General features: G+C 70.8%; 18 protein-coding genes and 1 pseudogene. 6 read left to right on the top strand and 13 right to left on the bottom strand.

From position 1 onward, the window contains the following. The 4 genes and pseudogenes from Z052_RS20975 to Z052_RS10730 form a co-directional block, all read right to left on the bottom strand. Positions 1–118: pseudogene (locus tag Z052_RS20975) on the bottom strand (DJ-1/PfpI family protein); the annotation flags it as partial. Positions 119–214: 96 nt separating this feature from the next. Then, positions 215–904, bottom strand: coding sequence for an SCO family protein (locus tag Z052_RS10740; protein WP_049932567.1), 690 nt, complete (start codon positions 902–904; stop codon positions 215–217). 117 nt (positions 905–1,021) lie between these two features. Further along, positions 1,022–1,876 (bottom strand): sulfite exporter TauE/SafE family protein, encoded by an 855-nt coding sequence (locus tag Z052_RS10735; protein ID WP_089308781.1) that lies wholly within the window; start codon positions 1,874–1,876, stop codon positions 1,022–1,024. Positions 1,877–1,983: 107 nt separating this feature from the next. Continuing rightward, entirely contained in the window at positions 1,984–2,496 is a 513-nt protein-coding gene (locus tag Z052_RS10730) for a helix-turn-helix domain-containing protein (protein WP_094520487.1), read from the bottom strand. A 112-nt stretch (positions 2,497–2,608) separates the two neighbouring features. Here Z052_RS10730 and Z052_RS10725 point away from each other — a divergent pair, with 112 nt between their 5' ends. Further along, positions 2,609–2,962: a hypothetical protein gene (locus tag Z052_RS10725; RefSeq protein ID WP_086216664.1), complete on the top strand. Its 354-nt coding sequence runs from the start codon at positions 2,609–2,611 to the stop codon at positions 2,960–2,962. A gap of 42 nt (positions 2,963–3,004) precedes the next feature. On the opposite strand, the gene Z052_RS10720 is transcribed toward Z052_RS10725, so the two are convergent. The 3 genes from Z052_RS10720 to Z052_RS10710 are packed head-to-tail and all read right to left on the bottom strand — an operon-like array spanning position 3,005 to position 6,680. After that, positions 3,005–3,868 (bottom strand): ABC transporter permease subunit, encoded by an 864-nt coding sequence (locus tag Z052_RS10720; RefSeq protein ID WP_094495328.1) that lies wholly within the window; start codon positions 3,866–3,868, stop codon positions 3,005–3,007. Continuing rightward, positions 3,865–4,659: an ABC transporter ATP-binding protein gene (locus tag Z052_RS10715; protein WP_094520488.1), complete on the bottom strand. Its 795-nt coding sequence runs from the start codon at positions 4,657–4,659 to the stop codon at positions 3,865–3,867. The genes Z052_RS10720 and Z052_RS10715 overlap by 4 nt, the downstream gene beginning before the upstream one ends. Next, positions 4,656–6,680 carry a NosD domain-containing protein gene (locus tag Z052_RS10710; RefSeq protein WP_094580616.1) on the bottom strand — a complete coding sequence of 675 codons (2,025 nt, stop codon included), beginning with the start codon at positions 6,678–6,680 and terminating at the stop codon, positions 4,656–4,658. Before Z052_RS10710 ends, Z052_RS10715 begins: the two co-directional genes overlap by 4 nt. A gap of 104 nt (positions 6,681–6,784) precedes the next feature. Here Z052_RS10710 and Z052_RS10705 point away from each other — a divergent pair, with 104 nt between their 5' ends. Next, on the top strand, positions 6,785–7,378 hold the full coding sequence (locus Z052_RS10705; protein WP_094520489.1) for a nitrous oxide reductase accessory protein NosL: 594 nt from the start codon (positions 6,785–6,787) through the stop codon (positions 7,376–7,378). 38 nt (positions 7,379–7,416) lie between these two features. Here Z052_RS10705 and carB read toward each other — a convergent pair whose 3' ends face one another. Then, the gene (carB, locus tag Z052_RS10700) at positions 7,417–10,644 is read right to left on the bottom strand and encodes a carbamoyl-phosphate synthase large subunit (RefSeq protein ID WP_094520490.1); all 3,228 of its coding nucleotides are present in this window, start codon (positions 10,642–10,644) and stop codon (positions 7,417–7,419) included. Positions 10,645–10,886: 242 nt separating this feature from the next. Between carB and Z052_RS10695 the strand changes: the two genes are divergently transcribed. Then, a complete protein-coding gene (locus Z052_RS10695; protein WP_094520491.1) occupies positions 10,887–11,897 on the top strand; it encodes a hypothetical protein in 1,011 nt (336 codons plus the stop codon). Between the two features lie 73 nt (positions 11,898–11,970). Here Z052_RS10695 and Z052_RS10690 read toward each other — a convergent pair whose 3' ends face one another. The 4 genes from Z052_RS10690 to Z052_RS10675 all read right to left on the bottom strand — a co-directional run bounded on the left by Z052_RS10690 (position 11,971) and on the right by Z052_RS10675 (position 15,460). Beyond that, positions 11,971–12,195 (bottom strand): hypothetical protein, encoded by a 225-nt coding sequence (locus tag Z052_RS10690; RefSeq protein WP_049932592.1) that lies wholly within the window; start codon positions 12,193–12,195, stop codon positions 11,971–11,973. A gap of 136 nt (positions 12,196–12,331) precedes the next feature. Then, a complete protein-coding gene (locus Z052_RS10685; RefSeq protein WP_094520492.1) occupies positions 12,332–12,865 on the bottom strand; it encodes a DUF5815 family protein in 534 nt (177 codons plus the stop codon). Between the two features lie 81 nt (positions 12,866–12,946). After that, positions 12,947–13,177 (bottom strand): hypothetical protein, encoded by a 231-nt coding sequence (locus Z052_RS10680; protein WP_049932596.1) that lies wholly within the window; start codon positions 13,175–13,177, stop codon positions 12,947–12,949. A 60-nt stretch (positions 13,178–13,237) separates the two neighbouring features. Then, positions 13,238–15,460: a CDC48 family AAA ATPase gene (locus tag Z052_RS10675; RefSeq protein ID WP_049932597.1), complete on the bottom strand. Its 2,223-nt coding sequence runs from the start codon at positions 15,458–15,460 to the stop codon at positions 13,238–13,240. 222 nt (positions 15,461–15,682) lie between these two features. Here Z052_RS10675 and Z052_RS10670 point away from each other — a divergent pair, with 222 nt between their 5' ends. Both Z052_RS10670 and larC read left to right on the top strand, forming a co-directional pair. Next, on the top strand, positions 15,683–15,871 hold the full coding sequence (locus Z052_RS10670; protein WP_049932599.1) for a hypothetical protein: 189 nt from the start codon (positions 15,683–15,685) through the stop codon (positions 15,869–15,871). 72 nt (positions 15,872–15,943) lie between these two features. Next, entirely contained in the window at positions 15,944–17,320 is a 1,377-nt protein-coding gene (gene larC, locus Z052_RS10665) for a nickel pincer cofactor biosynthesis protein LarC (protein ID WP_094520493.1), read from the top strand. 28 nt (positions 17,321–17,348) lie between these two features. Here larC and Z052_RS10660 read toward each other — a convergent pair whose 3' ends face one another. Further along, positions 17,349–17,672 (bottom strand): hypothetical protein, encoded by a 324-nt coding sequence (locus Z052_RS10660; protein ID WP_086216685.1) that lies wholly within the window; start codon positions 17,670–17,672, stop codon positions 17,349–17,351. 549 nt (positions 17,673–18,221) lie between these two features. Between Z052_RS10660 and aspS the strand changes: the two genes are divergently transcribed. Next, positions 18,222–19,526 carry an aspartate--tRNA(Asn) ligase gene (aspS, locus tag Z052_RS10655; protein ID WP_089308792.1) on the top strand — a complete coding sequence of 435 codons (1,305 nt, stop codon included), beginning with the start codon at positions 18,222–18,224 and terminating at the stop codon, positions 19,524–19,526. Positions 19,527–19,549: the final 23 nt, after the last annotated feature.

Here is a 19,549-nt window from a genome sequence, read left to right as displayed (position 1 = left end):
CCCCTGTCGTCCCGTCGTCCTCCTCGGCGGCGTAGCCGAGCGCGTAGTCGAACACCTCGTACGGGCCGATACCGTCCAGTTCGTCGAACCCGTCGTACACCAGAATATCGACGTTCATGCCGGGCCGAACGAGCGGCGCGGGCTTGTGCGTTCCCCTCCGATCGGGCGACTCCCGGTGACCCGCAGCGCCGATCCGTCAGCCCCGGTCGCCGCGTCACTCGTCGGCGAACGCCGACGCAACCCGCTCGATGTCCGCGACGACGCGGTCCCGGTCGACCCGCTCGCCGCGGTAGGCGCGCTCGACGATCCCGTCGGGGTTGACGAGGAACGTCACCACCATGTGCGTGAAGTCGTACCCGGGGAGGCGCTCGCTCTCGGTCGTCCGCTCGAAGGCGATCCCCAGTCGGTCCTCGACCACCGTCTTCGCGCGGGCCGGCGTCTCGGGCCGGAGGTACAGCCAGTTGCCCGCGTCGAGGTCGGCGCCGACCGACGCGGCGTTCTCGCGGAGCGCGGCCGCGTCGTCGCGTTCGGGATCGAACGTGATCGGGAGGAAGTACACGTCCTCCGTCAGCCCCGCGTCCGCGACGCGGCCCTGAATCCGAGCCCACTGTCGGAGCAGGATCGAACACTCCGCGGGGCAGAAGGTGAACACGCCCGTCACGAGCGCGGTCCGGTCGAGCGCGTCGCTGTCGAACGTCTTCTCCGCGAGCGGGGCCGACAGCTCGAACGACGGCAGCGGCTGGCCGTACGCGGGGTACGCGAGGTCCTCGCTGTCCGCGATCTGGTCTTCCTGCGGGTCGAGCACGACGCCGTCCGGCGTCCCGCCGAACAGACGCGACGTACAGCCCGCGAGGGAGCCGGACGCGACCGTTCCGGCCCCGGCGAGCAGCGTGCGGCGATTCATACCCGTGTGAAGGGCCGAGCGGCGCATAACGCGTCTGGTGCGATCGACGAACGGGCGGCCGCGGCGGGTGGGAATTGGGATATTGGGTGCGCGGGCGCCCGGGGCGCTGTCGATCCCTCAAAACGGCGTGTAGTACGGGATCGGCGGATGCGGCAGCGGGACGCCGAGCGTCGCGAGCCCGTGCTGGAGCGGGAGGTAGCCGAGCGCGACGAACGCGACGCCGAGGACGCGGTGGAACCGGAGCCGGGTCTCGAGGCGCATCGACTGGAAGGCCGTCCCGAACAACAGGAGCGCCGGAACCGTCCCGAGGCCGAGGACGCCCAGCGAGACGGCGCCGCCGAGCGCGCTCCCCTGAACGAACGCGTACAGGAACGCCGGGTACAGCAGCGGGCACGGCAGGAATCCGTGTGCCGCCCCCAGCCCGAGGATGCGCCAGTCGCCGACCCACGCGTCGACGCGGGCGACGATCCGGTCGCTCACCGCCGCGGCCGCCCGGTCGAACCCCGGTATCGGGAGCGACTCGAACTCCAGCCGGAGCGCGTAGCGCGCGCCGAGGGCGACGATCACCCCGCCGACCGCGATTCCGGTGAGCGCGTGGACGTCGTCTGCGAGGGTCGTGACCGTCCGCCCCGTGACGAACGCGAGGCTCCCGGCGAGGCCGAAGAGACCGCCGAGCGTCGCGTAGCTCGCGGTCCGTCCGAGGTTGAACAGCGCGTGCTGCCGGACCTGCCGCACGGTGAGGTCGTCCCGCCCGTCGCGTCCGCCGGCCTCCGCGGACCGCATCCGGTCGGCGTAGGTGCCGACGAGCGGACCGCACATGCCGAGGCAGTGGGCTCCGCCGAGCAGCCCGATGAGGAGGAAGACGCCGAGGCCGAGCGAGTCGGTCGCGTACAGGGAGCCGGTCGGCTCGCACGTCGCGCCGCCGCCGGTGGCGACGAGCGCTCGGAGCGCGCCGAGGCTGGAGAGGTCCATATCGGACGGAGGTGCCGGAGACCGCTAACCGATCTGGTGCGATCGGCGAACGGGAGCGGTTCGCGCGCGGCGTCGGTCCGGGGGGAGCCGCCACCCGGTCGGCGGCGTCACCCGTCGGCGTCGAAGAGCGAGTCGACGGTGCGGACGAAGCGGTCGACGATGCGGTCGGGGAGCGACGGCGACACCTCGTCGAGGAGCGCGGCCGTGCGGTCCGGCCGGGCGAGCGAGACTGTCATCGGCCGGTCGGGGGACTTCTCGACGATCCCGTGGTCGGCGAGCGTCGAGACGTGCCACGACACCGTGCTCCGCGCGAGGTCGAGGTCGTCCGCGAGCGCCGACGGCCGCGTCGGTCCCGCGGCGTGGAGGCGGACGACGATCTCGCGGGCCGTCTCCCGCCGGAGGAACGCGAGGGTCCGTCGGTCCCACGGGTCGACCGTCGGGTCGAAGTAGTGTGCCCGCCCGCCGATCCGCTCGACCGCGAGCTCGCCGTCGCGGACGAGCCGGCGGAGGTGGTACTGCGCCTGCCCGGTCGCGATCTCGAGGTCGCGACCGATCCGGTTGAAGTGGACGCCGGGCGTGTCGCGGACGTGGCGTCGGATCCGGGCTCTGGTGTCCGACATTCCTGACTGTCCGTTCTACCCGCCTCTGGGATAAAAGGCGCTCGTGCGGTCCCCCCGTCTGGGAACGGCGAACGGGAACGTCTTCTTATCCGTCCCCTCCCAAGGGCGACCCGTGACGCAGTCGATCCCGGGGGAGGTGCCGGCGCTCGCCGGCTGGTCCGTGGAGGGATCGCTCCCGATCCTGGCGGTCGTGGTCGCCGCCGGACTCGGGACGAGCCTCCTCTTCGCCGTCAGCCTCGCCGCGTACCGCCGCCGCCGCCGAGCGCAGTACCGACTGATCTCCCTCGCCGTCGGCGCGCTCTTGGCCCGCTCGGTGGTGGGCGTCGGGACCGTCCTCGGGGTCGTGCCGATGCCGGTCCACCACCTCCTCGCGCACAGCCTCGACTTCCTGATCGCCGCGCTCGTCCTCTACGCGGTGTACGCCCACGCGCCCGGGGCGATCGGTGACGACGCGGCCTCGAAGTGAGTCGACCGGCCGGCTTGCTTCAAGTCGATTCGACCGACCGGCTCATCGGTCGAGCCGCGCGCGGAGGTGCTCGACCGCGACGTCGACGCGGGGACCGAGCGCGATGGCGGCGACGGCCGCGACGCCCCCGACGACGGTCCACCCGACGAGCGAGGCCACCGCCCGCCCGGTGTCGACGAACCCGCCCTCCGGCGCGAAGGAGACGCCGATGACGTGCTCGAAGACGAGTCCCCTGAACGCCCCGTTCGGCGAGAGGGCGAGCGAGCCGGCGATCCCGCTCGGCGACGCCCCGGCCGACAGCGACCGGAGCACCCCGAGGTCGCCGCCGAGGACGCCGGCGAGCAGCGCGAGGAGGCCGAGCGCGAACGCGCTCCGCCGGGTCGTCGCGATCGTCGACACCGCAGCCGACAGCGATAGGTACGCCGCGCCGAACGGGACGACGAGCGCGAGGAAGCGGAGGAACAGCACCGGCGAGTCGACGCCCGAGTGCGTCGCGAAGATCCCCGTGTCCGGCGCGGCGGTGAGCCACACGTACGCGCCGACGAGCGCGAACGGCCCGCCGACGAGGACGACGAGCGCGGCCGTCCGCGCGAGCAGCACGCCGACGACGTACCCGGCCGCGCTCACCGGGTACGTCCGGATCACGCCGAGCTCCCCGCTCGCCGCGTCGGCGAACAGCGCGCGGTAGCCGAGCACGACCGCCAGCAGCGGCACCAACACTTCGGTCGGTAAGAGGAGGTCGACGACCGCGGGCACGAACCCGGTCGCGCCGCCGCCGCCGACCGCGACGAGCCCGCCGAGGACGACGAGGAGGCCGACCGCGAGGACGGCGTACCCGGGCGTCCGCCGCACCGTGGCCAGTTCACGGCGGAAGACGACCCAGACCCCGCCAAGTCGCCGGTTCATCGCTCTGACACCCCCGTGACGTGGACCTCGCCGTCGTCCCGACCCCCCTCTCCGTCGTCCGCTAACTCGCTTTCGGCGGGCGAGGCCGGCGGTTCGGCGCCGCCCGCGACCGCGCGGTACAGCTCGGCGACGCCGTCGACCCCGTGGTCGTCGAGGAGCCGGTCGCGCGCCCCCGCCGCGGCGACCCGACCGCGACGGAGGACGACGACGGCGTCCGCGTGCGCGTCGACGAGGTCGAGGTCGTGCGAGCTGACGACGACGGCGGCGTCGTCGCCCGCGCGGGCCGCCGCCCGGAAGGCCCGCTCCCGCATCTCCGGGTCGAGCCCGCTCGTCGGCTCGTCGAGGACGACCACGTCCGGGTCGCCGAGCGTCGCCTGCGCGATCCCGAGCAGTCGCCGCATCCCGCCCGAGAGGGCTCCCACCCGCTTTCCGGCCGCGTCGGACAGCCCGACGCCGGCCAGCGCCGCGTCCGGGTCGCCGCCCGCCAGCGCCGCGTAGAACCCGAGCGTCTCCCGGGCGGTGAACCCGTCGCGGAACGGCACCCGCTGCGGCAGGTACCCGACGCGCTTCTCGGACCCGGCGCGCGGGCCGCCCTCGGGGTACCGGACGCTCCCCGCGGTGGGCTCGACGGCACCCGAGAGGATCCCGAGGAGCGTCGACTTGCCGGACCCGTTGGGGCCGACGACGGCGGTGACGCCGGCCTCGACCGACAGCGAGACGCCATCGAGGACCGGGACGCCGCCGTAGGTTCGGGTGACGCCGTCGACGGCCGCGAGCGTCGGCTCGCTCACGCCGACCCCTCCGCGGTCGCCGTGGCGTTTCCGGCGGGCTCGCCGGCGGCCCGCCAGTCCGCTCGGACCGGTCCGTCGGCGTCGGCGCCCGCACCGGTGACCGCGTCGACCCGCTCGGGGTGGTACGGCGCGGCCGCCGGCGCGGGGTCGATGATGCTCCCCGAGCGGGCGCCGGGGACGGTCCCCCGGAGGGCGTCGAGCAGCCGCGCCGCGGGCGACTCGCGCACCGCGGCCGCGCTCACGTGGCGGTGGAGCGCGGCGTCCACGGGCGAAGTCGGACGATACGCCCGGCTCCCGGGAGCGTGCGGGCCGACGCTCGCGCCGTCCCAGTAGTTCCCGCGGTCGCCGTCGGCCCACACGCGGAGCGCCCCGGCCCCGGCCGTGGCGTGGTCGCCGTTGCCGACGAAGTCGTTCGCGACGACCCGGCTGGAGGGGACCACGGTCGTCGCCCGCGCGCCGAGCTCGTTGTCGACGACGACGTTGTGTTCGTACAGCGACCCCCGGGCGCTCGTCGAGAAGCCGAGCTCGTTCCCGACCAGCGTGTTGTACCCGACGTACGTCCGCGTGCCGGACGCCTGGATCCCCGCGCTGGAGTTGCGGACGTCGTTGCCGACGATCGCGTTGCCGGCCGGCCGCGTCATCACGGTGACTCCGGCGAACAGCTCGTTCCGGAAGGCGTTGTCCGCGACCAGCGCGTCGCCGGTGTACATGAGGTGCGTCCCGTACCGGTTGTCGACGAACGTCGAGTTCCGCACGATCGAGCCGTCGGCGCGGTGGAGGTAGATCCCGTCGCGTCCGCCCTCGAACCGGCTGTTGGTGACGGTGACGCGCGACTTCATCCCGGCGACGCCCATGAACCCGTCCTGCCACTCGTCGGTCCCCTCGACGAGGAGTCCGCTCGCGGTCGCGTGCGACCCGTCGCGCAACAGGATCCCGCTCGCCTCCGTGTCGACGGCGACGTCGTCGACGACGAGCCCGGGCGCGCCGACCGCCTTGATCCCGGCGTCGCCGTAGCCGTAGCCGAGCTGGATGTTCGTGTCCCACGTCCCGCCCTCGCTCTCGCGGGACGCGCGGGCCGCCTCCGGGTCGCGGGTGCGGTTCCCCGTGCCCGCGATCCGCAGCCCCGTGACCGCCACGTCGCGCGCGTGAACGGTGATCACGGACCCGTTCCCGTCGCCGACGACGCGGGTCGCTCCGGGGCCGGTGCCGCTGCCCGCGCCGGCGATCGTCACGGACCGGTTCACCGTCACGGTCTCCTCGTAGGTCCCGGGCGGGACACGGACCGTCGTGTTCGGCGGCGCGGCCGCGACCGCGGCGCCGATCGTGGGGGCGTCCTCGCCGACGACGACGGAGGCCGGGCGGTCCGCGCGCCGCTCCGCCGCGGCGATCCGGTCGTTCGCCGTCCGCCAGCGGTCCGGGGCGAGCGCCCGCACGGTCGCCGCGGAGTCGATGTCGAACGACCGACTTCGGACCGCCGCCCAGCCGACGACGGAGCCGCCGTGTTCGTCGGCGAACGCCGCCGCGGCGTCGCGGCTCGCGAATGGGACGACGACCGGCCCGGCCGGCGTCCGCGCGTCGCTGTCGACCACGTACCGCGCTTCTCCGACGGGCGTCCAGCCGCCCGCGCCGCCCGCGGCGAACAGCCCCGACTCGGTCGTGCCCGGGTCCCGATGGTCGAACGTCTCGACGTACGCGACGAGCGGATAGCCGAACTGGCGCTCCGTCCGCCCATCGCGGCGCGAGTCGACAAACGAGGCGATCCCGTTGTACCCGACGACGTACTGGAGCTGCGAGTAGAACACCTGGACGCGCGGGAGCGTCGCGTCGCCGGCCATCAGCGCGTCCGTCTCCGAGGAGAGCCCCAGCTCGACCGCGTCGTCGAACCGCACCGGCTCGGGTACCGACTCGCTCGGGTCCGCGGCGAACGCGCCCGCGGTCGCGACCGCGGCGAGCGCGACGAGCCCGAGGAGCGCGAGCCGGAGGCGACGCGACCGGGCGGTAGCGGGGTCGAAAACTGCCACGCGTCCGCTTCGATCGGCAGCGACTTAGAACGTCTGGTTCGTTCCTCGAACGAACCGTTGAACGCGTCCAGAGGGGCTAATAGCCCGGTATTCCAAATACAACTATGACGAGCAACAACCAGCCGACGAGCGCACCCGACCGACGCGAGAACATCCCGCGGCGACGCCTGCTCGCCGGACTCGCCGCCGGCGGCGCCGCCGCGGTCGCCGGCTGTGCCGGCGGAGGGTCGGAGTCCGTGTCCCCCGTCTCGATCGACGACGACCAAGCCTGCGACCAGTGCGGGATGATCGTCGCGGACCACCCCGGAACGGTCGGGCAGGTCCACTTCGAGGACGACGAGCCGGAGGGGGGGCGCCCGGCGCAGTTCTGTAGCGGCACCTGTACGTACACCTACCGGTTCGACGCGGCGGACGCGGGACGGACGCCGGTCGCGACCTTCCTCACCGACTACTCGGCGGTCGACCAGGAGGTGTTCGAGGAGGGCGGCGACACGATGTTTTCCTCGCACGTCGAAAGCGAGGCGTTCGCCCGCGAGACGACCCTCACGGTCGTCGCGCGCAGCGAGGTGATCGGCGCGATGGGGCCGGACTTGGTCCCGTTCACCGACGAGGACGACGTGGAGGACTTCGTCGCGGAGTACGGCGGCGAGGCGATGCCCGCCACCGAGGTGGACCGCGCGACGCTGGAAGCGTTATAAACAGCCAGCGGGAGCGGCCGCACTCGGGCTCGTTCCAACTACTCGCGGCCCCACTGCTCGACGCGCTTCGGCCGGTCGGAGACCGCCATCACGTCGAGGTCGTCGCCCGCGCGGTCGAGGGCTTCGAGCGCCGCCTTCGCGGAGGCGTGCGTCGAGAAGTAGGTGATCTCCTCCTCGACGGCGACCTCCAGCAGGTCACGCTGCCGCGAGACGATGAGGTCGAGCTCGCCGCGCTTGGCCGCCTCGATCAGGTCCGTCGCCTCGCTCAGCTCGAAGTGCGCCGCGTACCCGTCGACGAGCGCCTCGCCCGCCTCGGTGCCCGGGTCCGGGAACTCCTCGGCCGAGAGGTCGACGACGGCTGTGCCGGACTCGGGGATCGGCTTCCCGGTCGAGTCCTGCGCCTTGTCGTACGCCTTGCCGAAGGAGGTGGCCGTGCCCATCACCTCGCCGGTGGACTTCATCTCGGGGCCGAGCCGCGGGTCCGACCCCGGCAGCCGGTCGAACGGGAGGACGACCTCCTTCACGCTGCGGTGTTCGGGGATCTGCTCGGCGGCGTCGAGGTCGGCGAGCGTCAGGTCGTCGGTCATCACCTTCGCCGCGAGCTTGGCGATGGGGACGCCCGTCGCCTTCGAGACGAACGGGACGGTCCGCGAGGAGCGCGGGTTCGCCTCCAGCACGTACACCTCGCTCTCGGCGTCGGGGTCGTCGACCCCCGTCACCGCGAGTTGGACGTTGAGCAGTCCGACCGTGTCGAGCGCGCGGGCGATATCCTCGGTGACCTCGCGGACCCGGCCCAGCGTCTCGTCGCCGAGCGAGCGCGGCGGGATCATGCACGCGGAGTCGCCCGAGTGGACGCCGGCGCTCTCGACGTGTTCCATCACGCCGCCGAGGAGCACGTCCTCGCCGTCCGCGACCGCGTCGACGTCCAGCTCGACCGCGTCGTCGAGGAACTGGTCGACGAGGATCGGCTTGTCGGGGGAGACGCGGACCGCCTCCTCGATGTACTCCTCTAACTCCGCGTCGTCCTCGACGACGCGCATCGCGCGCCCGCCCAGCACGTAGGAGGGGCGAACGAGGACCGGGTAGCCGATCCCGTGGGCCAGTTCGAGCGCCTCCGCCTCGCTCGTCGCGGTGCCGCCCTCGGGCTGGGCGACGCCCAGTTCGTCCATCAGGACGTTGAACCGGTCGCGGTCCTCCGCTAAGTCCATCGCCTCGACGCTCGTCCCCAGGATCTCGCAGTCGAGCCCGCGGCGCTCGATCTCCGCCTGAAGGGGTTCGCCCACGTTCACCGAGGTCTGCCCGCCGAACTGGACCATCACGCCGTCGGCGCCGGTCGTCTCGATCACGTCGGCGACCTCCTCGGCGGAGATGGGCTCGAAGAACAGCCCGTCGGAGGTGTCGTAGTCCGTGGACACCGTCTCGGGGTTGTTGTTGATCACGTGCGCGTCGATGCCGAGCTCGCGGAGCGCGCGCACCGCGTGGACCGCGCAGTAGTCGAACTCCACGCCCTGTCCGATGCGGATCGGGCCGCCGCCGACGACCACGACGCTCTCCACGTCGGGGTCGACGCGGACCTCGTTCGCCGCGCCCGCGGTGTCGGCGCCCCGGAGGAACTCCGGCAGCCGCGCGGAGTAGTAGTACGGCGTCGAAGCCTCGAACTCGCCCGCGCAGGTGTCGACCTGCTTGTAAGTCCGGTCCGGCACCGCGCTCTCGACCTGCCCCACGTCGGCGTCGACGCCGGCGGCGGCGGCGGTCGCCGCGATCTCCGCGTCGGTGCGGCCGACCATCGCGGCCTCGGTGAAGTCGCCCTCGGCGGCCGCCGCGGTCCCGGCGGCGATGCGCTCGAAGCGCTCGACGTACCAGCGGTGGATGCCGGTGAGGTCGATCACGTCGTCGACGTCGTAGCCGCGGTCGAACGCCTCGAACATCGCGTACGGGCGGTCCGGGCTCGGACGTTCGAGGTACTCCGACTCTAGCTCGTCGTCGCTCACCGTCTCGAAGTCGACGGCGGGGTCGTACTCGGAGGAGCGCAGCGCCTTCACCATGCTCTCCTCGAACGTCCGCCCGATCGACATCGCCTCGCCGGTGGACTTCATCGCCGTGCCGAGCTCGAAGTCCACGTCGTCGAACTTGTCGATCGGCCAGCGCGGCACCTTCGTCACCACGTAGTCGATGGCGGGCTCGAAGGCGGCGGTCGTCTCGCCGGTGATCTCGTTGTCGATCTCGTGGAGCCGCTTTCCGAGCGCGACCTTCGCAGTGACGCGGGCGATCGGGTAGCCCGTCGCCTTGGACGCGAGCGCGGAGGACCGCGAGACGCGCGGGTTCACCTCGACGACGCGGTACTCGCCGCCCGGGGTGCCGTCGTCGTGCCACGCGAACTGGATGTTACAGCCGCCCTGAATGCCGAGGTCGCGGATCACTTCGAGCGCCGCGTCGCGCATCTCCTGGTGGCCGTCGTCGGGGATGACCTGCGAGGGGGTGACCACCGTCGACTCGCCGGTGTGGATCCCCATCGGGTCGATGTTCTCCATGTTACAGATGATGATACAGGAGTCGTCGGCGTCCCGCATCACCTCGTACTCCAACTCGACCCACCCCGAGATGGACTCGGTGACGAGGACCTCGCTGTTGCGCGAGAGGCGGAGCCCCTTGCGGACGCGCTCGACGAGCTCCTCGAACTCGTCGACGACCCCGGAGCCGGAGCCGCCGAGGGTGTAGGTGGTCCGGGCGATGACCGGGAGGCCGCCGACCGCGTCGACAGCCTCCTGGACGCGCCCCCGGAACGCCGCCTCGTCGAAGTCGGTGACCGACTCGCCCTCGTCTAAGGAGATGGTCGTCGACTTGGGGACCGGCTGGCCGAGGTCCTCCATCCGCCGGCGGAACAGGTCGCGGTCCTCCGTCGCGTAGATGGTGTCGAGCGGCGTCCCCATCACCTCGACGTCGTGTTCTTCCAGAATGCCCTCCTCGGCGAGCTCGGCGGTGACGTTGAGCCCCGTCTGCCCGCCGAGCCCGGCGATGACGCCGTCCGGCTCCTCGATCCGGATGACCTCCGCGATCGCCTCGGGCGTGATCGGCTCGATGTACACCCGGTCGGCCGTCTCGGGGTCGGTCATGATCGTCGCGGGGTTCGAGTTCACTAGGACGACGCGGGCGCCCTCCTCCTGTAGGGCGCGGCACGCCTGTGCGCCGGAGTAGTCGAACTCGGCCGCCTGTCCGATCTGGATCGGTCCGCTGCCGATAAGGAGAATCGTCCGGTCTTCGCTCATTACGCGGACGGAATACGGTCATCGTAATAAGGTCGGCGGTAGAGTACGAATCTCGCAGTAGATTTGCGATTTTCGCAAGCTATTCCGTATCACGGTGAGTGTTACGACATCTCACGATAGCCGACACCGCCGTCAGGAACCGAGTCACGACGCCCGGCTCGTACGACGCGTCACCGCCGGCGTAACGGCCTGAGCCGCCCATCGCAAGGAATTTACCGAGATGTCGGGAACTCCCGGACGACATGCCCTGTTCCCGCCGCCGTGCCCTCCAACTGCTCGGCACCGCCGGCGCGACCGCCGCGACGGCCGGGTGCCTGAGCCCCGGCAGCCTCGACTCGTACGCCCTCATCGGGGACGAACTGGACCTCTCGTCGATCGGACCCCCCTACCTGTGGCCCGATCCCACGGTCATCGACGCCACCACCCGCGTCGACTTCACGACCGAAGCCAAGACCGCGTCCCTCTCCGCGCTGTTCGAGACCGGGACGGTGACCGTTAGACAGTGGCCGCTGGTCGGTCGAGACGAGTGGGGGACCGAGACGCGCCCGCGGCCGACGTTCCTCCGCCGGGACGAGACCTTCTACGAGGTCCGGATCACCGACGAGCGCGTCCTCGAACGCGAGCGCTGGCACTTCGCGGTCGACCGGGTCGACGAGACGCCGCCCGACGGCGCGGCGGTCGCGGAACCGCCCTTCGACCTCTCCGACCAGGACGAGCGCGTGCTCGACGCGGCGCTCGACGCCGTGTACGCGGGCAACGACGGCTTCCTCGGGGACCCGGAGTTCGACGAGCTACAGACCGTCGAGTTCCATCACGGGTTCGACGCCGATGCGAGCGCCCTCGTCCCCTCGCCCCCGTTCGAGTTCGTCGAGTACGAGGACGAGTACTTCCGGGCCGTGACGGAGCGCCGGACCGTCGAAGTCCCGGAGTGGACGTACGCGATCGGCGAGGTCAGCGACTCGCGGGCCGATTTTATCGCGTACGCGCGCGACGCCATCGTCGAGCGCAATCTCACCGACGCCGGGCTCTCGCAGGCCGCTCAAGGGGTCTTTGACGGTGCGATCGCCGAGGAGCCCCGCCGCTACGAGGAGGGTGCGCCGCCCTCGGACGAACTCAGCGAGGCCCTCGGCGCGCTCGGTATCGCCGAGGACCTCGAACCGATCGACAGCTACGAGGAGCGCGTCGACTTCCGGAACGTCGTCGTCGAGTACCGTGACGGCGTCTATCGGTTCGATCTCATCGTGACGCCGTAGCACGCTCGCGGGCTCAGCCGAACGATCGCACGCCCGGCCGCAGACAGTTGCCTTCCGGGCCTCCGGCCGCCCCTCAGGTCTCCAGCCGGTACCGGTACGGTTGGCCCGCGATGACCTCGACCTCGCCGCGCTCGGCCCGTCGCCCTAACACGGTGGCGACCCTGTGCGGGCTGTCGATCGCCTCGCACTCGTCGCACTCCTCGACGAGCGCGAGGATCTCCCGGGCGGTCAGCGGCTCGTCGGCCTCGGCGAGCACGCCGCGAATTCGGTCGTACCGGTCGTATTCGCCGGCGCTCATACGTCTTACGTAGGGTCTCCGAACATATAGGGTTCAGTGAGACAGGAGTCGGACGACTGTCAGACGCAGGCATCGAAGCGGCCGCGTTCCGGGGGCTGAGCGATTCTCGCGGTCGTCACCGCGGTGGGTCCGACGCTCAGGCGTAGGGGTCTTCGGCTTCGAGGTCGCGCTCCGCGCGGTACTGCTCGACGAACTCGCTCACGTCGAACTCGACCATCTCTCGTTCGAACGCCGACAGCGCCTCGTCGTCGTCGGCGTGGCTCACGGCGTGCTCCATCAGCTCGACCACCAGTTCGACGACGACCTCGTGGAGCCGGCGGGAGTCGAACTCGGTCACCCACACCATCGCGTACCCCACGTCGGCGTTCTCGCTGGCGTCGTGCGCGACGACCGCCTCGGGGAACTCCTCCAAGACGACGCCGAGGAGGTGCGGCGTGTCGAACTCCGGCATCTCCTCGCTGGTCGTTTCGATCGCCTCCCGGAGCACCTCGACCAAGAAGTCGGGGAGGAACCGCTCCGGGGGATGGACGTCCATCACGACTGCGTGGGTCTCGCCGCAGTCGCACTCGTACTCGCGCATCCCGAGGTCCAGTTCGCCGACGCCGATCGTCTCCCCGCAGGGTAGCTCCAGCGCGTTCTCGTCGCCGCCGGGGACGCGGGGCTTGGACATAGCTCTCTTTGGTCGCTGGCGAGGTTAAAAGGAGCGGAACGGGTCGGTGCGCCGGGGGGAGCGGCGGCGACTCGACGCCCGCTACTCGGAGTCCTCGTAGCCGGATTCTCCGCCGCTCTCGGCGGATTCGTCCTCCTCTTCGGCGGACTCGCCGTCTCCGCCGTCCGTCTCCACCTCCGCTTCGACCTCGATCTCGATCCCGTTCGCCTCGTAGGTCGCCTCGATCGACTCGGCGTCGTCGCGCTCGATCTCCAGTTCGTCCCGGTCGACCTCCACCTCGACCTCCACGTCGACGGTCACGTCGTCGGACATGAGCATCGCTACGCGCGCGACACTCAAAACGTCCCCGCAGGAGATCGACCGCCGGCCGCGTTACTGGAACCCGATCCGACCGCCGGTGTCGCGCAGCGACTCGCCGCCGCCGCCCTTGAACTGCTCTCTGACGTCCTCGTAGTACGCGAGGATGTCGTCGTTTATCGTCGGCCGCACCGACTCCATGGCGCGCCGGAAGTGCTTCATCTCGACCTCCTCGGCGTCGTCGTCGTCGCGCAGGGCCTCGATGGCGGCCTCGCGGGCGATCCCCTCCAGGTCGGAGCCGACGTAGCCGTCAGTGATCTCGGCGACCTCACGCAGGCTCACGTCGGGCGCGAGCGGCGTGTTCTCGGTGTGGATGTCGAGGATCTGCTCGCGGCCCTCCTGATCGGGCTGGCCGATCATCACGAGCCGGTCGAACCGGCCGGAGCGGAGCAGCGCGGGGTCGATCATGTCCGGGCGGTTCGTGGCGCCGATCACCATCACGTCGCCCATGTCTTCGAGGCCGTCGAGCTCCGTCAGGAGCTGATTGACGACGCGCTCGGAGACGTTGTTCCCCATCTCCTGGCCGCGCGAGGGCGCGAGGCTGTCGAGCTCGTCGAAGAAGATGATCGTCGGGCTCACCTGCCGGGCCTTCCGGAAGGTCTGCCGGATCGCCTTCTCAGACTCGCCGACCCACTTCGAGAGCAGCTGCGGCCCCCGCACCGAGATGAAGTTCGCGTTCGTCTCGTTGGCGACCGCCTTCGCCATCAGGGTCTTCCCCGTCCCGGGCGGGCCGTACAGCAGCACGCCCTTCGGCGCGTCGACGCCCATCCGGTCGAACTTCTCGGGAGAGGTGAGCGGCCACTCGACCGACTCCTGGACCTGCTGTTTGGCCTCTTCGAGTCCGCCGACGTTGTCCCAAGATATCTTCGGGAGCTCGACGAGCACCTCTCGCATCGCCGACGGCTCCACCTCGTTCAGCGCGCCCGAGAAGTCGTCGCGCTTGACGATCATCCGGTCGATGAGGCTCGGCGGCACCTCCTCTTCGTCTAAGTCGATCTCGGGGAGGTAGCGCCGGAGCGCTTTCATCGCGGCCTCCTTCGTGAGGCTCTCGATGTCGGCGCCGACGAAGCCGTGCGTCTCGTCGGCGAGGTGGTCGAGGCTCACGTCGTCCGAGAGCGGCATCCCGCGGGTGTGGATCTGGAGGATCTCCTTGCGGCCGACCTCGTCCGGGACGCCGATCTCGATCTCGCGGTCGAAGCGCCCGGGGCGGCGGAGCGCGGGGTCGACGCTGTCGACACGGTTCGTCGCGCCGATGACGATCACCTGCCCGCGGGTCTCCAGCCCGTCCATCATCGTCAGCAGCTGCGCGACGACGCGGCGCTCGACCTCGCCGGTGACGTCCTCCCGTTTCGGCGCGATCGAGTCGAGCTCGTCGATGAAGATGATCGAGGGCGACTCCTCCTTCGCGTCCTCGAATATCTCCCTGAGCTGTTGTTCGGACTCGCCGTAGTACTTCGAGATGATCTCGGGGCCGGCGATCGAGAAGAACGACGCCGAAGTCTCGTTGGCGACCGCCTTCGCGAGCAGCGTCTTCCCGGTGCCGGGCGGGCCGTGGAGCAGGACGCCCTGCGGCGGCTCGATCCCGAGTTTCGAGAAGATCTGCGGGTGTTTCATCGGCAGCTCGACCATCTCGCGGACGCGCTGGATCTCCGACTGGAGCCCGCCGATGTCCTCGTACGTAATTCCGCCCCCGGTCTTCTCGAACCCGGAGATCGGCTCCTCGCGCAGCTCGACCTCGGTGTCCTCCGTGATGAGACAGACGCCATCGGGCTCCGTCTCGACTGCGATCAGCGGGATCGCCTGCCCGGGCGACCGCATGAACGGGTGGTTCGTCGACGACATCACGGGGACGATGTCGCGCTCGACGACCGGCCGCTTGAGGATCTGGCGTTTCACCATGCCGGCGGCGTCGGAGCCGAACTGGACGGACGCCTCCTCGGGCGGGGCCAAGACGAGCTTGTCGGCCTTCTCGGCCTCCGCCTTCCGGATGGTGACGCGCTCGCCGATGCCGACGTCCGCGTTCTGGCGGGTGAACCCGTCCACCCTGACGGTGTCGGTGTTCCAGTCCTGGCGGTCGGCGCGCCAGACCTTCGCCGCGGTGGTCTCCGCGCCCTCGATCTCGATGATGTCGCCGGGCGAGAGCTTCAGATGTAACAGGGTATCGGGGTCGAGTCGGGCGATGCCGCGCCCCGAGTCGTTCGGGTACGCCTTCGCCACTTCGAGTTGGACTTCGTTCATAGTTCCTCGCGGGGGATGGTCGTATCTGGACCCGGTCCGGGAATAAGCCTGTTGCCCGTGCCGCCGCTCCGCACCGATCTGTCGGCGGCCGCGGCAGGTTGTGTTATCATATGGCACGGTTAGGCGTCCGTTCTTAAAACCTCGTCGTAAGCGTGCGTTTTCGCCGTGGATCTGCGGCGGCCGCAACGGACGTTTTTTGCCCGTTCGAGGTGACTTTCGGCCGTGTTCGACTCCCTCTCCGGCCCAATGCGGTCCCTCCTCGCTCGGCTCGCCTTCCTCGTCGCCGGCGCGCTCGTCGGGGCGGCGCTGTACGCGCTCGGCGTCGCCGGGATTCTGGCCGTCCCGCTCGCGGTGGTGGCGCTGCTGGTGATCGGCGAACTGTACCTGTTCGCGGCCGGCCAGGGGGTGTAACTCGCCCGACGCTCGCCGCCCGCCCGCGATCGAATCCGGAGGTATTTGTCCGGCAGTCGCGTCGGAACCAGCATGCGAACGCTCGTCTTCGACGGTCGGACCGGGGCCGCCGGCGACATGATCTGCGCCGCGCTGATCGCCGCCGGGGCGGACCCCGACGCGCTCGCCCCCGTGAGCGACGCGCTTCCGGTCCGGTACGCCGTCGGCGAGGTCGAGAAGAACGGGATCCGCGCGACGACGGTCGATGTCCTCGTCGATGACAGGACGGTCGAGACCGACGGAGACCACGACCACGGCCACGACCACAGCCACGACCACGGCCACGACCACGACAACGATCCGAGCACCTCCGGATCTGACGAACCGGCCGAGGGGGCCGGCGTCCACCGGAGCTACCGCGAAGTGGTCGATCTGGTCGAGTCGATGGGCCTTCCGCCGGCCGTCGAGTCGACCGCGCTCGACGCCTTCGAGCTGCTCGGCCGCGCCGAGGCGTCGGTCCACGGCACCGACCTCGACGAGACGCACTTCCACGAGGTGGGCGCGGACGACGCGATCGCCGACGTGGTCGGCGCCGCGCTGCTGCTCGCCGACCTCGGTCCCGAGCGAGTCGTCACGACGCCGGTCGCAGCCGGCGGGGGGACGGTCGAGATGAGCCACGGGACGTACCCCGTCCCGGCCCCGGCGACGACCGAGATCGCGAGCCGGGCCGGGTTCCGGATCGCCGGCGGGCCGATCGACCGCGAACTGCTCACGCCGACCGGCGCGGCGATACTGGGAGCGGTCGCCGACGGCTTCGACGCGGTCCCGGACCTCGCGGTCGAACGCGCGGGCTACGGCGCGGGCGACGCCGACTTCGAGCGCCACCCGAACGTCCTCCGCGCGCTCGTCGGCGACGGGAGAGAACCCGGACCTGACGGCGACCGCGAGAAACGCGACGATGACCGAGCCCGAGCCGGGCAGCCCGTCGACGGACGGCTCGCACACGACGACATCGCCGTCCTGGAGACGAACCTCGACGACGCCGCGCCGGAGGTGCTCGGCGGGCTTCAGGAGACGCTCTCGCGGGCCGGGGCGCGGGACGTGACGATCGTCCCGACGGCGATGAAGAAGTCGCGCCCGGGACACCTCGTGAAGGTGATCTGTAAGCCGGCGGACGCCGAGGCCGTCGCCGAGCGCCTCGCCCGCGAGACGGGGACGCTCGGGGTGCGCCAGTCCGGCGCGAGCCACCGCTGGATCGCCGACCGCGCGTTCGAGACGGCGACGCTCCGGGTCGACGGCGAGGACCACGAGGTCGACGTGAAGGTCGCCTCGACGACCGACGGGGAGGTGTACGACGTCAGCGGGGAGTACGACGACGCGGCCGCGGTCGCGGAGGCGACCGGCCTCCCGATCCGCGAGGTGCTTCGCCGCGTCGAAGCCGAGGTGCGGGAGCAGCTCCCGCGAGAATAGGCCGGGAGGTGACGCCCCGGCACCCCCGTCAGTCGGGGGGGTCGACCCGCTCGACGCGCTCGGGGTCGACGCCGAAGCCGTCGGCGAGGCGCTCGCGGACGCGATCGACGACGAACTCCTCGGCGTCCTCGTTGAGGCCCGCCTCCTCGCCGACCGCGAGGGTGGCGACCGCCTCGACCGTGGTGTCGTTGAGGCCGGGACGGAGGCCGGCGATCTCGATCTCCTCGACGCGGAGGCCGTCGATTCGCTCGATCTGTGCTCGTGCGCCGGCGACGAGGTCGCCGGTGGCCGCCTGCGAGACGCGGACGGTCACCGTGGCCTCGACCGACGGCGTGTGGATGGCTGCCGCCATACGCCCCCGCCGCGAGTCGAACGCGGTGCGGTCGGTCGGCCGCCCGGGGTCGCAACCCGGAACGCGACCGGTCCGCGGCCTCGAACGCGCCGGCGGCGAGGTCGCCGGCGGCAGCGCTCGCGAGGGCAACGGTCGTCCGGTTCGACCCGCGCGACGAACGCGGCGGCTGGAGAGAACGGGTGTGGTCCGTCCCGCGGGGAAACCTCCCCAGCCGACGCGCGTCACGCGGTCGGGCGGACGGACCGTGAGTTCGGAGCCGAATACCCGACCCCGATCCACCCGAGGGACGCGACGCTCACGGACCGCACGAGCGTCGGGAGGGTGGAACGGGTCATGGTCGGTCTCCGAGGCGCTGAATGCGCCGTCGTCCAACCCCAGTACCGGTTTCGTATTAAAATTATGTTAGTTATGCTACCTCATGACATGGCTAATTCGGTCCGGAAGCCGCCGATAATCCGCCGGAGCGGCCGCGGGCGACCCGTTCAGTCGCCCCCGAGACGACAGGCCTATGCCGGCCGCCCGACCAGTTGCGCGTAAGCAGCCACCGCCATGATCGAGCGAATTCACACGTCGGACGTCGAACCGGACGCGGACGAGGTCGCCATCGCCGGCCACGTCCACGAGATCCGCGACCTGGGGGGCCTCGTGTTCCTCATCGTGCGGGACCGCGAGGGGCTCATCCAGATCGTCTTCAAAGAGGAGCGCGAGCCGGAGCTGTTCGAGGCCGTTCAGGACGTCGGCGCCGAGGACGTTGTCCGCGTCGTCGGCGAACCGCTGGAGAGCGATCAGGCGCCCGGGGGCGTCGAGATCGCGCCGACCGAGTACGAGGTCATCGACGAGGCGGAGTCCCCGCTCCCGCTGGAGATCTCGAAGGACATCGAAGTCGACCTCTCGACCCGGCTCGACAACCGCGCGCTCGACCTCCGGAAGCCGGAGACGCTGGCGGTGTTCACTCTGCGCTCCGAGCTGATCACCGCGATGGAGGAGTGGTTCGAAGCCGAGGGGTACGTCGACATCAAGACGCCGCTGATCTCGAAGGGCGGCGCTGAGGGCGGCGCCGAGCTGTTCCCGATCCTCTACTACAACCAGGACGCGTTCCTCTCGCAGAGCCCCCAGCTGTACAAGCAGATGCTGATGGCCTCGGGCTACGAGGCCGTCTACGAGACGGGGACCGCGTTCCGCGCCGAGGACTTCGCCACCTCTCGCCACGTCTCCGAGATCGCGATGTTCGACGTGGAGCTGGCCTACATCGACGACCACGACGACGTGATGGACGTCCAAGAGGAGTCGCTGCGCTACGCGCTCCGCGAGGTCGCCGAGAACGCCGAGCGCGAACTCGACCTTCTCGACGTGGACCTGGAGGTCCCCGAGGACGACTTCCCGCGGATCACCTTCGACGAGGCGCTCGACATCCTCGAAACCGAGTTCGGCCACTTCCCCGACGACCCGACGGACCTCGACACGAAGGGCGAGAAGCTGCTCGGCGAGCACTTCGAGGAGCAGGGGCATCCGGCGTTCTTCGTCGTCGGCTACCCCGACGAGAAGTTCTACTACATGCAGGACGTGCCGGACGACGAGATCGCCTCCCGGAAGTTCGACCTCATCTACAAGGGCCAAGAGCTCTCCTCGGGCGGCCAGCGCGAACACGACGTCGAGCGCATGGTGGAGGTCATGGAGGCGGAGGGCGTCGAGACCGCGAACTTCGAGTTCTACATCGAGGCGCTGAGCTACGGCACGCCCCCCCACGGCGGCTACGGGCTCGGTATCGACCGCCTCGTCCAGAAGGTCGCCGACCTCGACAACATCAAGGAGGCGATCATGTTCCCGCGCGACCCCAACCGGCTGGAGCCGTAGTCGGTTCGAACGACGCCCACCCT

It is taken from the genome of Halorubrum sp. C191 (assembly GCF_002727095.1).
Lineage (GTDB): Archaea > Halobacteriota > Halobacteria > Halobacteriales > Haloferacaceae > Halorubrum > Halorubrum ezzemoulense.
This window is presented reverse-complemented; position numbering and strand designations above follow the sequence as displayed.

What these genes read in the sequence shown, in the direction of transcription:
- Z052_RS10740 (WP_049932567.1), bottom strand. Translation starts at nt 904, where the DNA reads ATGAATCGCCGCACGCTGCTCGCCGGGGCCGGAACGGTCGCGTCCGGC.
- Z052_RS10735 (WP_089308781.1), bottom strand. Translation starts at nt 1,876, where the DNA reads ATGGACCTCTCCAGCCTCGGCGCGCTCCGAGCGCTCGTCGCCACCGGC.
- Z052_RS10730 (WP_094520487.1), bottom strand. Translation starts at nt 2,496, where the DNA reads ATGTCGGACACCAGAGCCCGGATCCGACGCCACGTCCGCGACACGCCC.
- Z052_RS10720 (WP_094495328.1), bottom strand. Translation starts at nt 3,868, where the DNA reads ATGAACCGGCGACTTGGCGGGGTCTGGGTCGTCTTCCGCCGTGAACTG.
- Z052_RS10705 (WP_094520489.1), top strand. Translation starts at nt 6,785, where the DNA reads ATGACGAGCAACAACCAGCCGACGAGCGCACCCGACCGACGCGAGAAC.
- carB (WP_094520490.1), bottom strand. Translation starts at nt 10,644, where the DNA reads ATGAGCGAAGACCGGACGATTCTCCTTATCGGCAGCGGACCGATCCAG.
- Z052_RS10695 (WP_094520491.1), top strand. Translation starts at nt 10,887, where the DNA reads ATGCCCTGTTCCCGCCGCCGTGCCCTCCAACTGCTCGGCACCGCCGGC.
- Z052_RS10690 (WP_049932592.1), bottom strand. Translation starts at nt 12,195, where the DNA reads ATGAGCGCCGGCGAATACGACCGGTACGACCGAATTCGCGGCGTGCTC.
- Z052_RS10685 (WP_094520492.1), bottom strand. Translation starts at nt 12,865, where the DNA reads ATGTCCAAGCCCCGCGTCCCCGGCGGCGACGAGAACGCGCTGGAGCTA.
- Z052_RS10680 (WP_049932596.1), bottom strand. Translation starts at nt 13,177, where the DNA reads ATGTCCGACGACGTGACCGTCGACGTGGAGGTCGAGGTGGAGGTCGAC.
- Z052_RS10675 (WP_049932597.1), bottom strand. Translation starts at nt 15,460, where the DNA reads ATGAACGAAGTCCAACTCGAAGTGGCGAAGGCGTACCCGAACGACTCG.
- larC (WP_094520493.1), top strand. Translation starts at nt 15,944, where the DNA reads ATGCGAACGCTCGTCTTCGACGGTCGGACCGGGGCCGCCGGCGACATG.
- Z052_RS10660 (WP_086216685.1), bottom strand. Translation starts at nt 17,672, where the DNA reads ATGGCGGCAGCCATCCACACGCCGTCGGTCGAGGCCACGGTGACCGTC.
- aspS (WP_089308792.1), top strand. Translation starts at nt 18,222, where the DNA reads ATGATCGAGCGAATTCACACGTCGGACGTCGAACCGGACGCGGACGAG.